This window comes from Arthrobacter sp. I3 (assembly GCF_000520575.1).
Lineage (GTDB): Bacteria > Actinomycetota > Actinomycetes > Actinomycetales > Micrococcaceae > Arthrobacter > Arthrobacter humicola_A.
This window is the reverse complement of the sequence record NZ_KI914926.1, coordinates 17,739-30,359: the sequence shown is the minus strand read 5'-3', so window position 1 is coordinate 30,359 and position 12,621 is coordinate 17,739. Positions and strand designations below refer to the sequence as shown.

Sequence of the window (12,621 nt, the reverse complement as noted above, 5' to 3'; positions counted from 1 at the left end):
CCACTGTTGAGGGCCGGAACGCGATGTTCCGGCCCTCAACAGTGGCGCATACGGCTGTGCCAGGCTAGCGGACGAGGCCCTTCAGGACGTTCTTGGGCCGCTGCATCTCGCCGTGCTTGGCGCCGAGCACGACCACCCAGCCGGCGAATACGGGGATGGTCCACTGCAGGATCTTCAGCTGCTGCTGCGCGGAACGGAGTTCCTCCGAGGCACCCGGCTTCGGCTCGGTGGCACCCTTGGCGCCCTCGGCGGCCAGCTTGTCCACCTTGGCTCCCTGCAGGCCCGCGTACAGGGTCACAGCGGCACCGGCGAGGGTGACGACGGACTTGTAGACGCTCAGGCGCGTGACGCCGTCCTGTTTGGCCATCCGGCCCTTGTTCTCCCACATGATGGCGAGGCCCGAAAGAAAATGCGCCCCAAACGCCGCCGTCTGGTACGGCGCCCACTTCTTCCAGCCCAGGCTTGAGAGGCGGGTACGTTCCGCAGGGTCCTTGGCAACAGCCGTAGCACCGTTGAGCCCAATGGCGCCCATCAGGGAACCGCCGAACCAGGCGGCTGCCGTCAGGTCGTGAATGGATCGGGCAACAAGATTACCTGCCATGTTGAGCTTCCTATCATCTGTCTTCGAATCCGAATCGCAGGGGCAGCAAGGCTGCCGGTCCGCGGCATGTCCACGAGCGGGGCCATGACTCGGCTATGGTAAGCACACTTACCAAAAACGCGGTAGTCCAAGCGGCTGCCACTTCGCCGCGCGTAGAATCGGCGGCATAGGCACACCGCCGCAGGCACGACACGGCACACCGGCGCAACACCGGCACGACGCCGTTCCACCGGACCAGATGAGGAATACCCGCATCACCATGGCAGAAGAAGAGTCCGGGATCGAAGCCGCCCTCGGCGACGCCGTCGACACCGCGGAGGCGGCGTCGAATAGCACCGCGCTCGACGTCGTCGCACGTTCCGGATTCGCGGTGATGGCACTGCTTCATATCGTGATCGGGGCCATCGCCGTCGCCCTGGTCCTGGGTGCGCCGGGTCAGGCCGAACCCACCGGCGCCATCGAACAACTCGCCGCCAACCCCTGGGGTCCGGTGGTGATGTGGGCGGCCTGCATCGCCTGCGCGGGCCTCGCGCTCTGGCAGCTGAGCGAGGCGACGCTCCGGGGCCGCCACCTGCCGCGCCGGGAGCAGCTGGGCAAACTCATTTCCTCCGGCTTCCTTGCCATTGCGTACGGGAGCGTCGGGCTGAGCTTCGCGGGCTTCGGGCTCGGCCAGCGCGGCGATTCGGGCGACTCGACCCGGGATTTCAGCACGGCCCTGATCCAGTCACCGCTGGGGGTTCCGGCCCTGGTCGGCCTCGGGCTCACCATCATGGGAATCGGCGTGTATTTCATCGTCAAGGGCTTCGGGAAGAAGTTCAAGGAGGAACTGCAGCACTTCGAGGGGACCCGCCGCGGCAGGGTCATCAGCGCCCTTGGCGTCACCGGGCACGTCTCGAAAGGGCTGGCGCTGATCCTGACCGGGCTGCTCTTCGTCGTGGCCGCGGCGACCAACAATCCCGGTTCCTCCACCGGCCTGGACGGCAGCCTCAAGGCGCTCCGGGACCACCCCTTCGGCCCGTACCTGCTCCTGGCGATCGGGGCGGGCTTCATTGCCTACGGCGTGTTCGCGCTGGTCCGGGCGCGCTTCGGCCGGATGTAGCCGCCGCCCTGGGTGGGGATTTTCTTGTTTGGCATCCGCCCGCGGGACTATCGTGGAGCTACCCCGGGCCGGGCTGGGACGGCCACCGGCGGCAGGTCTCGCAGAGGTATGGCATGAGCTACGTTCCGGTGAGCAGACGCACCCTCCGAAGGCACCGTGAATCCGAGCGGTCCACGCGGCGGCTCGTGGCCGCCCTGTCCGCCGCGGCCGCCGCGGCCTGGCTGCTCTCGGTCACGTTGTCCACCGCGGTCCATGTCGACACCTATGTCCACCATGTCGCCGTCGTGTTGCACGTGCTGTCGATGGTGGTGGCCTTTGGCGCCGTCGTCCTGATGGACTGGCACGGCTTCCTGTGGCTGGTCGGCAGACGCGACCTGGCCGAAACCATCAGGCTCGACGGCGCGGCGACACCGCTGATCTGGGGCGGCCTGGCCGGCATGCTGGCCACAGGCGTGTTCCTGAACCCGCACCTGAGCAACCCGATGACGGACCTCAAGCTCGCCGCCGTCCTTGTGCTCAGCCTGAACGGGATCATGCTCATTCCGCTCATGCGGAGGCTGGCCAGGCTGACGCCCGACGCCTCATTCAGGGACCTGACCGCCGGGCAACGGGTCCATCTGCTGCTGTGCCTGGTAATCTCGCAGCTGTGCTGGTGGACGGCGATTGTCATCGGGTTCATCAACGCCGAGTTCTGAGGTGCCGCCGGGCCGCGCCCTGATGCTAGCCGGCGGCCTTCCGCAGCGGCACCACGTCCCCTTCCTGGTACAGCAGGGCGCGGATCTCGGACTCGGCGGAATCCAGCCGCCTCGGGTCGATCGTTTCCCCGGCCGCGAAGTGGTCCAGCAGCCGGGGATCCACGTAGCTTTTCCGGGCGATCGACGGTGTGTTGCCCAGGACCGCGGCCGCGTCCTGCATGGCCTGGCTCACCGCGCTCTTCCGGGCAGAGACCTTCGCCTGGGGGCCGCTCTGCGCCAGGCTGACCGCTGCCGCCGCCGTCCCCCGCAGGGTGCGGAAATCCTTTGCGGTGAAGTCCTCCCCCGTGCGCTCCTTGACGTACTCGTTGATGTCCGCGCTCGACACCGGATGCCAGCTGCGACCGTCCTTGTAGGCCAGCAGGCGGGCGTTGCCGCCGCGGCGCTTGAGCTGGCGCACGACGGCGGCGAGGTCGGCGTCGTCAATCCGCGACTCCCAGGTCTTGCCGCTCTTGGCCGGGAAGCTGAGCCGGAGTTCGTCCTTGCGCACCTTGACGTGGGCGCAGAGCAGGGTGGCGAGGCCGTGGCTGCCGTTTTCGTTGGTGTAGCGCTCCGAGCCGACGCGCAATGATCCGCTGTCGAGCATCCGAAAGGCGGCCGCCAGCACGCGTTCCCGCGTCAGCCCTTCGGAGCGCAGGTCCATGGTCACCAGGCGGCGTGCGGCCGGCAGGGTCTCAGCCAGCTGGAGCGAACGGTCGAACTTCAGCCGGTCCTTCCGTTCCCGCCAGCTCGGATGGTAGATGTACTGCCGCCGGCCCACCGCGTCGACGCCCGTGGCCTGGATATGCCCGTTGTCGTACGGGGCAATCCAGACGTCGGTCCAGGCCGGCGGGATCCCGATGCCCTCGAGCCGTTCCCGCACGGGGCCCGGCGGCAGGGTGGAACCGTCCAGGTCCTTGTAACTGAACCCAGTCCCTGCGGGGACCCTGTGGTATCCGCGGCCGGACGCGTTGCTGTGGCGGAGCCTCATTGGCCGGCCCCGGGCGAGTGTTCATCCATGACGGTAAGCCTACTGACTACCACCCGGGTTTCCACGCCCTTTGAGGCCATGAAAACGACGCGGGGCCACTTCGCGACCCTCTTCCTGTCTGGAATGGGCGCGAAGTCACCCCGCCTTGCTCTGTGTTGCTCTGCGTCGTTGCTCTGTGTCGAGGCTAGACCTCGACGGCGGCGCCGCGGGAGATCTCCACCATGTCCTCGCGGGGCACCACCTTGATGCGCTCGCGCTGGACGGCGACGCCGTGCGACCCGCCGGCAGCGGTGGCCTTTTCACCGAGGGCGCGCTCGTGCTCGTCCAGGGCCAGCCAGCCTTCCCAGCTCGTGTACTCGACGCCGCGGCCCGCGAGGAGCTCGACGATCGCCTCGGGGGCGGGCGCCGCGGCCGGCGGCAGGTTTTCGCGGTCCTCAAGCAGGTAGGTCACGGTTTCGAGGGCGTCACCCTTGGTGTGGCCGATCAGTCCCACCGGGCCGCGCTTGATCCAGCCTGTCGCGTAGATCCCCGGCACGTGGGTGCCGGCGGCGTCCAGGACCCGGCCGCCGTCGTTCGGGACGACTCCCTTGCTGTGGTCGAACTCGACCTCGGGGAGGGCGGAGCCGAAGTAGCCGATGGCGCGGTACACGGCCTGGACCGGGTACTCGACAAACTCGCCCGTGCCGCGGGCGTTGCCGGTGCCGTCCAGTTCGGTGCGCTCGAACTTGATCCCGGCGACGCGGCCGGGCGCGTCGGCGCCGTCTCTGGTTTCTGCGTAGATCTCGACGGGGCTGTGCAGGAAGTGCAGGTGCAGCCGGCGGGACGCGGTGAGCTCGGAGAGGTCCTCGGGCTGTTCGGCGATCCAGTTGGTGAGCGTGCCCACCATGGTCTTGGTCTGGTTGTTGCTCTGGATCTGCCGGTCCGATTCGGCGTCGAACTCGAAGTCCTCGGCGTAGAGGATGATGTCCACGTCCTTGGAGTGGGAGAGTTCGCGCAGTTCCAGGGGCGTGAACTTGACCTGGGCGGGCCCGCGCCGGCCGAACACGTGCACGTCCGTGACCGGCGAGGACTTCAGCCCGGCGTAGACGTTGTCCGGGATTTCGGAGACCAGGAGGTCGTCGGCGTGCTTGGAGAGCATGCGGGCCACGTCGAGGGCCACGTTGCCGTTGCCGATCACGGCGATTTCCTTGGCCTCCAGCGGCCATTCGCGGGACACGTCGGGGTGCCCGTCGTACCAGGACACGAAGTCGGCGCCGCCGTAGGAGCCCTCGAGCTCGATGCCGGGGATGTTGAGGTCCGCGTCCTTGATGGCGCCGGTGGCGAAGATGACGGCGTCGTAGTGGGTGCGGAGGTCATCGATGGACAAGTCCGTGCCGTAGTCCACGTTGCCGAAGAACCGGATGTCACCGCGGTCCAGGACCTTGTGCAGGGCGTTGACGATGCCCTTGATGCGGGGGTGGTCGGGGGCCACGCCGTAGCGGATCAGACCGTAGGGTGCCGGGTAGCGGTCGAAGAGGTCGATGCTGACGGTGAGCTCGCCGCTCTTGACGGCCTCGCTCTTGGTCAGGATGTCCGCGGCGTAGACGCCGGCGGGACCGGAGCCGACGACGGCGACGCGCAGCGGGCGGGCGGCGGTTCCTACGGGGGTGCTAGTTGACACGGCTGTGTTCCTTTTTTCTTCTGCATCCGTTGCTCCACAAACGCCCTTTTGGGGCTTGATAACGGCAGTTGTGGAGCAATCGACGGGTGTTAGGGGGTCAGTACGCGGGTCTTGGTGGTGCGGGGAGCGTTCGGGGAGGTGGTGCTGTAGTCCGCGGTCTTGAAGTGCGACGGCGCGAACGGGCTGACGCGGACCACGTCGCCGATCACGATCACGGCGGGATTCGCTACGCCTGCGGCCTCCGCCTGGTCCGCGATGGTCCCGAGGGTTCCGATGGTCACCCGCTGGTTTGGCAGGTATCCATTCTCTACGATGCCAACAGGCGTCTGAAGAGGCAAACCGGCGCGGGCCAGGGAGGCTGCGGAATCGCGCAGCTGGCCCACACCCATGAGCAGGATCACAGTGTGGTCGGCACGGGCCGGGACTTCCGAGAGTTCCTCATGGCCGGTGACCACACTGAAGCCTTTGGCCAGCCCGCGGTGCGTGACCGGGATGCCGGCGGCGGCGGGGACGGAAATGGCCGACGTGACGCCGGAAACCACTTCGACCTCGACGCCGTGCTGCCGGCAGAATTCGGCTTCCTCGCCGCCGCGGCCCAGCACGTAGGGGTCGCCGCCCTTGAGCCGGACCACGCGGTGGCCCTGCAGGGCTTCCTCGACCAGGATCCGGTTGATTTCGGACTGCGGCACCGGGTGGTGGCCGGGGGTCTTGCCGACCTCCACCACGCGGACATCGGGGGCCAGTTCGGCCAGGAGTTCACGCGGGCCGAGCCGGTCCGCCACCACGACGTCGGCCTGGCCAAGGAGCCGGCGGCCGCGGACGGTGATGAGTCCGGTGTCGCCGGGACCGCCGCCCACGAGGGCCACGGATCCGGGAGTTGCCCCCGTGCCGGGAACCCGGTGGCGGCGCAGCGGCAGGTCTCCGGTGGCCAGGGCCGTGGCGACAGCGTCGCGCAGGGCCATGGCGCGGCGCGGGTCTCCGCCGGCGTTGACGGCGATCTTGACGTCGTCCACCACGGCGACGGCGGGCGTCCAGGCGGCGGAGGCTTCGTGGTCGGAGGCGTTGACGCACCAGATGCGCTGCGCCTCGGCGTCGGCGGAGACCTGCGCGTCCACGGCGGCGTCGCCGGTGGCGGTCTGGACGAACCAGACGCCGTAGACGTCGGACGCACGGTACGGGCGGGGCTCCCAGTTCAGGAGGCCGGCGCCGGCAAGTTCGGCGAGCGCCGGGCAGGCGGCCGGGGCCACGACGGTGACGCGGGCTCCGGCGTCGAGCAGCCCTTTGGTGCGCCGGGCGGCCACCGGGCCGGCGCCGACCACCAGCACGGGACGGCCGAGGAGGCGCAGCGCCGTGGGGTAAATGTCCTGAATTGCCATGCATCGACGATAGGGCGGCGTCACATAGCGGAACAACGGTGCGGCAACACCAGTTCACGCAAGGTAACGCCGCGTCACATAATGGCAATCGCCGCTCCTGATCTGCGGCGGCCGGGGGCACCCCTATTTCACGGCGATGAGTTCGATCAGCTTGATGTCGGGATCCTTGGCGAGCAGGGCCGGACCGTGTTCGCCGAGGGCGGCGGGGATGGCGCCGCTGAGGTGGGCCCGACGGTCCTCCTCGGTATCGAAGGTGTCGAAGATGCCGAAGGTGTTCTCGTTGACCCGGAAGGCATACCAGGTGCGCGTTCCGGGCTCGTTGAGCACGATTTCGCGCCCTCCGTTCAGGAAGTCCCAGACGTCCTGTTCCTTCCCCGCTTTGGCTTCGACCAGGGCCAGCACGCCAAATTTTGCTGCCACAGCGACCTCCTAGGAATCGGGCTTGCATCAGCCGTGGAAGGGGCCGCAATCCGGCCTCTAGGCGTGAGTGTAGGCCCGTGCCTGTACCCGGGCAAGGAGCCATCGAAAAAGGAACGCGGGGTGACTTACGGCCCATAAACCAATAGAAATATGGGCCGTAAGTCACCCCGCGTTGCTTTGGAGGGGATGGGGGCCGGCCTAGCGGGTGCTGCCGGCCAGGAGGCCGCGGCGGCGGAGCAGCCGCTTTTCAACCGGCGCGAACACGAGCAGCTCGATCAGGATTCCAACGGCGAGGATCAGCAGGATGGCGGACATGACGATGGTCATGTCGGACAGGACGCGGCCCTGGTCCAGCATGGAGCCCAGACCGAAGCCGATGGTGCCGCCGACGGCGATGATTTCCGCCGCCATGAGCGAGCGCCAGGAGAACGCCCAGCCCTGCTTGAGGCCGCCGAGGTACCCGGGCAGGGCCGCCGGCAGGATGATCTGCAGGGCCAGCTGGAGACGGGACGCACCCAGGACCTTCCCGACGCTGCGGTACTGCGGCGGAATCTGGTCCACACCGGAGATCAGGCCGTTGATGATCGAGGGAATCGCACCCATGAACACCACGAAATACACGGTGGCATCCGTGATCCCAAACCAGAGAATAGCGGCCGGCACCCAGGCCACCGACGGCAGGACCTGCAGCCCGGAGATCAGCGGCCCGAAAGCGCGCCGCAGCGGTGCCACCTGGGCCAGCACCAGACCCACCGGCGTCGCGATCACCACGCTGATCAGGAAGCCCACGACGCCGCGCTGCAGCGAGGTCCAGACGGCCTCTTGAAGCTTGCCCTCGCCCCAGAGGATTCCGACCTGGCCGATGACATCCAGGGGGCCGGGCACGACGTCGCGCCGCTTGAAGCCGAGGGAGACGTACAACTGCCAGAGGATGATCAGCACCGCGAGCGCGGCCACCGGCAGCAGGATCCGGCTCCAGTCGATGCGGACCTTGCGGATGGAGTCAGACTGCAGGGAGTCGAGGCCCGCTTCGAGCTCGCGGAGATCTTCCTTGCCGGTGGAGGAACGGGTCAGGGCAGCGTGGACCTTGTGGGTCTCGGCCGGTGCTTCCGCCACGGGAAGCTGGTTACTTGGCATGGCGGCGGATCTCCTCGCGTAGCCGGGTGGTGATTTCGCCGGTGAGCTGGCCGGCCAGCCCGGCGTCGGTGCGGTGCTCTTCGCTGACGTGCCATTCCCGCACCACGCGGCCGGGCCGGGAGGAGAGCAGCAGGACGCGCTGGCCAAGCCGGACGGCCTCGCGGACGTTGTGGGTGACAAAGACGATGGTCCGGCCGGTTTCCTTCCAGATCCGCTCCAGCTCGTCATGGAGCAGGTCCCGCGTAATCGCGTCCAGGGCCGCGAACGGCTCGTCCATGAGCAGCAGCTGGCGGTCCTGGGCCAGCGACCGGGCCAGGGAGACGCGCTGGCGCATCCCGCCGGAGAGTTCGTGGGGCCGTTTGTCCCCTGCACCGCCCAGGTGCACCAGGTCCAGCAGCTCCCCCGCCCGGACCCGGCGGTCGGCTTTCCCGACGCCGCGCAGCTTCAGGGCCAGCTCGATGTTCTCCCGCGCGGTCAGCCAGGGAAACAGTGCCGCGTCCTGGAACATGAAGGCGGCGCCGTCGCTGGGCACTTCCAGGGCGCCCGACGTCGGGGCCTCCAGTCCCGCCATGATGTTGAGCAGGGTGGACTTGCCGCAGCCGGAGGCACCGAGCAGGGCGACGAACTCGCCCTGCCCGATGGTGGCGTTGACGTCGTCCAGCACCGGGGCGCCGGCGCCGAAACGCTTGCCCAGGTGTTCCAGTACGACTGGCATGGTCTGGTCCTTACTGTTGTGGCGGATGGCTGGGGGCCCGGGCGCTAGTCCTTGCCGAGCCCCTCGGCGGAGATCTTCTTGCCGGCCGCACTCTCGCTCAGAACGCTGTTGAGCGCCGTGAGGTCGAAGATGCCGTTGATGTCGGCCTGCTTGGTGGTGCCGGCGTCGACGCCGTCCTGGAGCAGTTTCCTGTACGTCCCTGCGAGCGGGTCGGTAGTGAAGACGATGTTCTTCAGGGACCGGTCGATGACGTCGGCCGGCAACGCCTTGCCGGCGGCTGCCTTGAGTCCGTCGTTGAGGACGGTGGCTTTCTCGGCGGCGGGCGCCGCGTTGAGCCAGTCCACGGATTCGACGTGGCCCTTCAGCAGCGCCTGCACCGTGGCGGGGTGCTCGGCCGCGAACGTCTTGTTGACGATCAGGACGGTGGTGACGAACTCGCCCTTCTCCCACAGGTCCTTCTCGTCGACCAGGACCTTAGCGCCGGCCTGGAGCACCAGGCGGGAGGCCCAGGGCTCGGGCAGCCACGCACCGTCGAGCTTGCCGTCCTGGAACAGCTTGAGGGTCTGGGCGTTCTCGGTCGGGTTGATCGAGACGTCGCCGCTGCCGTCCGTGGAGGTCTTGAAGCCCTGCTTGCCGAGCCAGGCCCGGAGGGCCACGTCCTGGGTGCCGCCGAGCTGCGGCGACGCGAGCGTCTTGCCCTTGAGGTCGGCGGCCGAGTTGATGCCGGGCTTGACCACCAGCTGCGCTCCGCCGGCCGCCGCGCCGGCGATGATGCTGATGGACTGGCCGTTGCTCTTGACATAGGAGTTGATGGCCGGGTTGGGGCCGATGTAGGTGGCGTCGATGGCGCCGGCGTTCAGGGCCTCGATCGCGGCCGGCCCGGCGTTGAACACCTGCGTGCTGAGCTTGGTCGCCCCGAGGTCCTTGGCGATGAACCCCTTGTTGACACCCACCAGGGCCGGGGCGTGGGTGATGTTGCCAAAGTAGCCGAGCCTGAGTTCCGTGGCCGGGCCGGCGTCCGCCGCTGCCGCTGCGGGGGCGGTTTCGGGGCTGCGGGACAGCGAGGATGCAACGGCTGCTCCGGCGCCGATCAGGAGCACGAGGCCCGCGACCAGGGCGATTTCCAGGGTGCGCTTGCGTTTGGGTTTGCCGGTCTCGCCGGCGACGATCCGGGTGGTGCCGGGCTGTGAGCCGGGCCCGGGGTTTTCGGGGGTGTGTGACATGGGTGAAGTCCTGTTCTGGGGTGTGTGCGGAAGGGCCGGGCGGATGGTCAGCGCCGGCGACATCGCCCCTGGAAGTCCCTGCGGGGGAGGCCGGGGAACCGTTCCTGTGTCTTCATTCATTCACCATAGGGAGTGTCATATTCGGGGTTCAACGGCCCGGAAACCGGGGGTCACGCGGGTTCACGCAGCGTCACATTCGGCCCCAAAAGACGGCAGCTTGTTTCCCGGACCGCCGCCCATGGCGACCGACCGGGGAACAAGCTGCGCCCGTGTGACACGTGGCCTAGATCGAGTAGCGCTCGTCCTCGTGGTCGCCGGGGTGGTCGTTGACCAGGCCTGCGGCGAGGGTGTTGCCGTCGAGCGGGTCGATCACGAGGAACGCCCCGGTGCGGCGGTGGTGCAGGTAGTTCTCCAGCGGCAGCGGAGCGGCGAGCCGGAGCTGCGCGTGCCCGATGTCGTTGAGCTCCAGGGTGGTGGTCGGCTCCAGGCCGAAGCTGGCGAGGTCGAGCCTGCCTGTCACGTTCCGGACCAGGGCCTGGACCGTGCGGGTGCCGTGCTTGACCAGGACCTTGGAGCCCTCCCGGAGCGGCTTGGGCGAGAGCCAGCACAGGGCGGCGTAGAGGTCTGCACTGCTTTCACGCACGGTGCCGGCCGCCGCGATCGTGTCACCGCGGGCGACGTCGAACTCATCGGCCAGGCGCAGGGACACGGACTGCGGGGCGGCCGCCTCGGCGAGCTCGCGGCCCGCGAAGTCGATCCCGGTGATGGTGGTGGTGCGCGGGGCCTGGCCCGGGGTCAGGATGCTGACCTGGTCCCCCAGTTTCACGGAGCCTTCGGTGATCTGGCCGGCGTAGGCACGGTAGTCGCGGTAGGCCTCGGGATCGAGGCCGCCGGCGATGGCGTCCGGAGCCAGCGCGCCCTGCGGCCGGATCACCAGCTGGACCGGGAAACGGAAGCTTTCGAGGTGGCTTTCGAGTTCGTCGGCGGCCGGCAGCGTCTCCAGGACCTCCAGGAGCGCCGGGCCGTCGTACCACGGGGTCCGCTCCGAGCGGTCCACCACGTTGTCGCCGTCGAGGGCCGAGACGGGGATGACCCGGAGATCGGCGACGCCGTCGGAACCGAGCCCGAGTTCGCGCCCGACCTGCTGGACGTCCGCCTCGATCCCGCGGAACACGTCCTCGCTGAAATCCACGAGGTCGATCTTGTTCACGGCGACGATCACGTGTGCCACGCGCAGCAGCTGCAGCACGGACAGGTGCCGCCGGGTCTGCTCGAGGACACCCTTGCGGGCGTCGATGAGCACGACGACGGCGTCCGCGGTGGACGCGCCGGTCACCGTGTTCTTGGTGTACTGCACGTGCCCGGGGCAGTCCGCGAGGATGAAGCTGCGCCGGTCCGTGGCGAAGTAGCGGTAGGCGACATCGATTGTGATGCCCTGCTCGCGCTCCGCGCGCAGGCCGTCGGTCAGCAGGGCGAGATCGATCGCTTTTGTGCCGGTGGCCCCTTCACCACCGAACCCGCGGTCCGCCGAGGTGCGGGCGACGGCGTCGAGCTGGTCGGCGAGGATCGCCTTCGAGTCATGCAGGAGCCGGCCCACCAGGGTGGACTTGCCGTCGTCGACGGAGCCTGCGGTGGCGAAGCGGAACAGCGTGGTGGGCAGCGCCGCGGCAACGAGGTCCGGGCCCGGGAGAAACGTTTCCGTGCTCATTAGAAATAGCCGTCCTTCTTGCGGTCTTCCATGGCGGCCTCGGAGATGCGGTCATCGGCCCGGGTGGCGCCACGTTCGGTGATGGTCGAGGCGGCAACCTCAATGACGACGTCGCGCACCGTGGCGGCGGCCGATTCCACGGCGCCGGTGCAGGACATGTCGCCGACAGTCCGGTAGCGGACGGTCTTGGTGATGACTTCCTCGTGCTCGCGCGGCTGGGAGACCTCGCCGACGGCGCGCCACATGCCGTCGCGGGCGAAGACTTCGCGGTCGTGGGCGTAGTACAGGCCCGGCAGCTCGATGTTCTCGCGCTCGATGTAGCGCCACACGTCCAGTTCGGTCCAGTTGCTGATGGGGAACGCGCGGACGTGCTGGCCCACCGTGTGCCGGCCGTTGTAGAGGTTCCACAGCTCGGGTCGCTGGTTGCGGGGGTCCCACTGGCCGAACTCGTCGCGCAGGCTCAGGATCCGCTCCTTGGCCCGGGCCTTGTCCTCGTCCCGGCGGCCGCCGCCGAAGACGGCGTCGAACTTGTTGCGCTGGATCGCATCCAGCAGCGGGACGGTCTGCAGCGGGTTCCGGGTCCCGTCGGCACGCTCGGCCAGCTCACCGGAGTCGATGAACTCCTGGACGGAGCCGACGACGAGCTTCAGGCCCAGCCGTTCCACAGTGCGGTCGCGGAAGTCGATGACCTCGGGAAAGTTGTGGCCGGTGTCCACGTGCAGCACCGGGAAGGGCACCTTGCCGGGCCAGAAGGCCTTCGTGGCCAGGTGCAGCATCACCACGGAATCCTTGCCGCCGGAGAACAGCAGCGCAGGCTTCTCAAACTCGGCGACCACCTCGCGGATGATGTGAATGGCCTCGGACTCAAGGGTGTCGAGGCTCGAGAGGCGTGAACCTGCGACGCCGATTGCCGCCCCCGCCCCTGCGCCGCGCGGCTGATCTTCGATCAGCCCAGCGCGC

The 12,621-nt window shown here is 68.5% G+C and carries 12 protein-coding genes; 2 read left to right on the top strand and 10 right to left on the bottom strand.

Annotation, left to right across the window (positions count from 1 at the left end):
- Window positions 1-64: 64 nt before the first annotated feature.
- Window positions 65-601: a hypothetical protein gene (locus Y706_RS0111320; RefSeq protein WP_028276681.1), complete on the bottom strand. Its 537-nt coding sequence runs from the start codon at window positions 599-601 to the stop codon at window positions 65-67.
- A gap of 259 nt (window positions 602-860) precedes the next feature.
- On the opposite strand from Y706_RS0111320, the gene Y706_RS0111315 reads away from it, so the two are divergent.
- Both Y706_RS0111315 and Y706_RS0111310 read left to right on the top strand, forming a co-directional pair.
- Window positions 861-1,700, top strand: a complete 840-nt coding sequence (locus Y706_RS0111315; RefSeq protein ID WP_028276680.1) for a DUF1206 domain-containing protein — start codon at window positions 861-863, stop codon at window positions 1,698-1,700.
- A gap of 113 nt (window positions 1,701-1,813) precedes the next feature.
- Window positions 1,814-2,395: a hypothetical protein gene (locus Y706_RS0111310; protein WP_028276679.1), complete on the top strand. Its 582-nt coding sequence runs from the start codon at window positions 1,814-1,816 to the stop codon at window positions 2,393-2,395.
- Between the two features lie 25 nt (window positions 2,396-2,420).
- Here the strand turns inward: Y706_RS0111310 and Y706_RS0111305 are convergent, their stop codons facing one another.
- From Y706_RS0111305 to cysD, 9 genes are all read right to left on the bottom strand, one after another.
- On the bottom strand, window positions 2,421-3,422 hold the full coding sequence (locus tag Y706_RS0111305; protein ID WP_028276678.1) for a DNA topoisomerase IB: 1,002 nt from the start codon (window positions 3,420-3,422) through the stop codon (window positions 2,421-2,423).
- A gap of 184 nt (window positions 3,423-3,606) precedes the next feature.
- Window positions 3,607-5,082, bottom strand: a complete 1,476-nt coding sequence (locus Y706_RS0111300) for an FAD-dependent oxidoreductase (protein WP_028276677.1) — start codon at window positions 5,080-5,082, stop codon at window positions 3,607-3,609.
- Window positions 5,083-5,171: 89 nt separating this feature from the next.
- Window positions 5,172-6,458: a uroporphyrinogen-III C-methyltransferase gene (cobA, locus tag Y706_RS0111295; RefSeq protein ID WP_028276676.1), complete on the bottom strand. Its 1,287-nt coding sequence runs from the start codon at window positions 6,456-6,458 to the stop codon at window positions 5,172-5,174.
- A gap of 123 nt (window positions 6,459-6,581) precedes the next feature.
- Window positions 6,582-6,878, bottom strand: coding sequence for a putative quinol monooxygenase (locus tag Y706_RS0111290; protein ID WP_028276675.1), 297 nt, complete (start codon window positions 6,876-6,878; stop codon window positions 6,582-6,584).
- Between the two features lie 198 nt (window positions 6,879-7,076).
- Window positions 7,077-8,015, bottom strand: coding sequence for an ABC transporter permease (locus tag Y706_RS0111285; protein WP_028276674.1), 939 nt, complete (start codon window positions 8,013-8,015; stop codon window positions 7,077-7,079).
- The gene (locus Y706_RS0111280; protein ID WP_028276673.1) at window positions 8,005-8,730 is read right to left on the bottom strand and encodes an ABC transporter ATP-binding protein; all 726 of its coding nucleotides are present in this window, start codon (window positions 8,728-8,730) and stop codon (window positions 8,005-8,007) included. The genes Y706_RS0111285 and Y706_RS0111280 overlap by 11 nt, the downstream gene beginning before the upstream one ends.
- A gap of 44 nt (window positions 8,731-8,774) precedes the next feature.
- On the bottom strand, window positions 8,775-9,953 hold the full coding sequence (locus Y706_RS0111275; protein ID WP_028276672.1) for an ABC transporter substrate-binding protein: 1,179 nt from the start codon (window positions 9,951-9,953) through the stop codon (window positions 8,775-8,777).
- Window positions 9,954-10,236: 283 nt separating this feature from the next.
- Window positions 10,237-11,661, bottom strand: coding sequence for a sulfate adenylyltransferase subunit 1 (locus tag Y706_RS0111270; protein ID WP_028276671.1), 1,425 nt, complete (start codon window positions 11,659-11,661; stop codon window positions 10,237-10,239).
- Window positions 11,661-12,569 (bottom strand): sulfate adenylyltransferase subunit CysD, encoded by a 909-nt coding sequence (cysD, locus tag Y706_RS0111265; RefSeq protein WP_028276670.1) that lies wholly within the window; start codon window positions 12,567-12,569, stop codon window positions 11,661-11,663. The genes Y706_RS0111270 and cysD overlap by 1 nt, the downstream gene beginning before the upstream one ends.
- Between the last annotated feature and the right edge of the window lie 52 nt (window positions 12,570-12,621).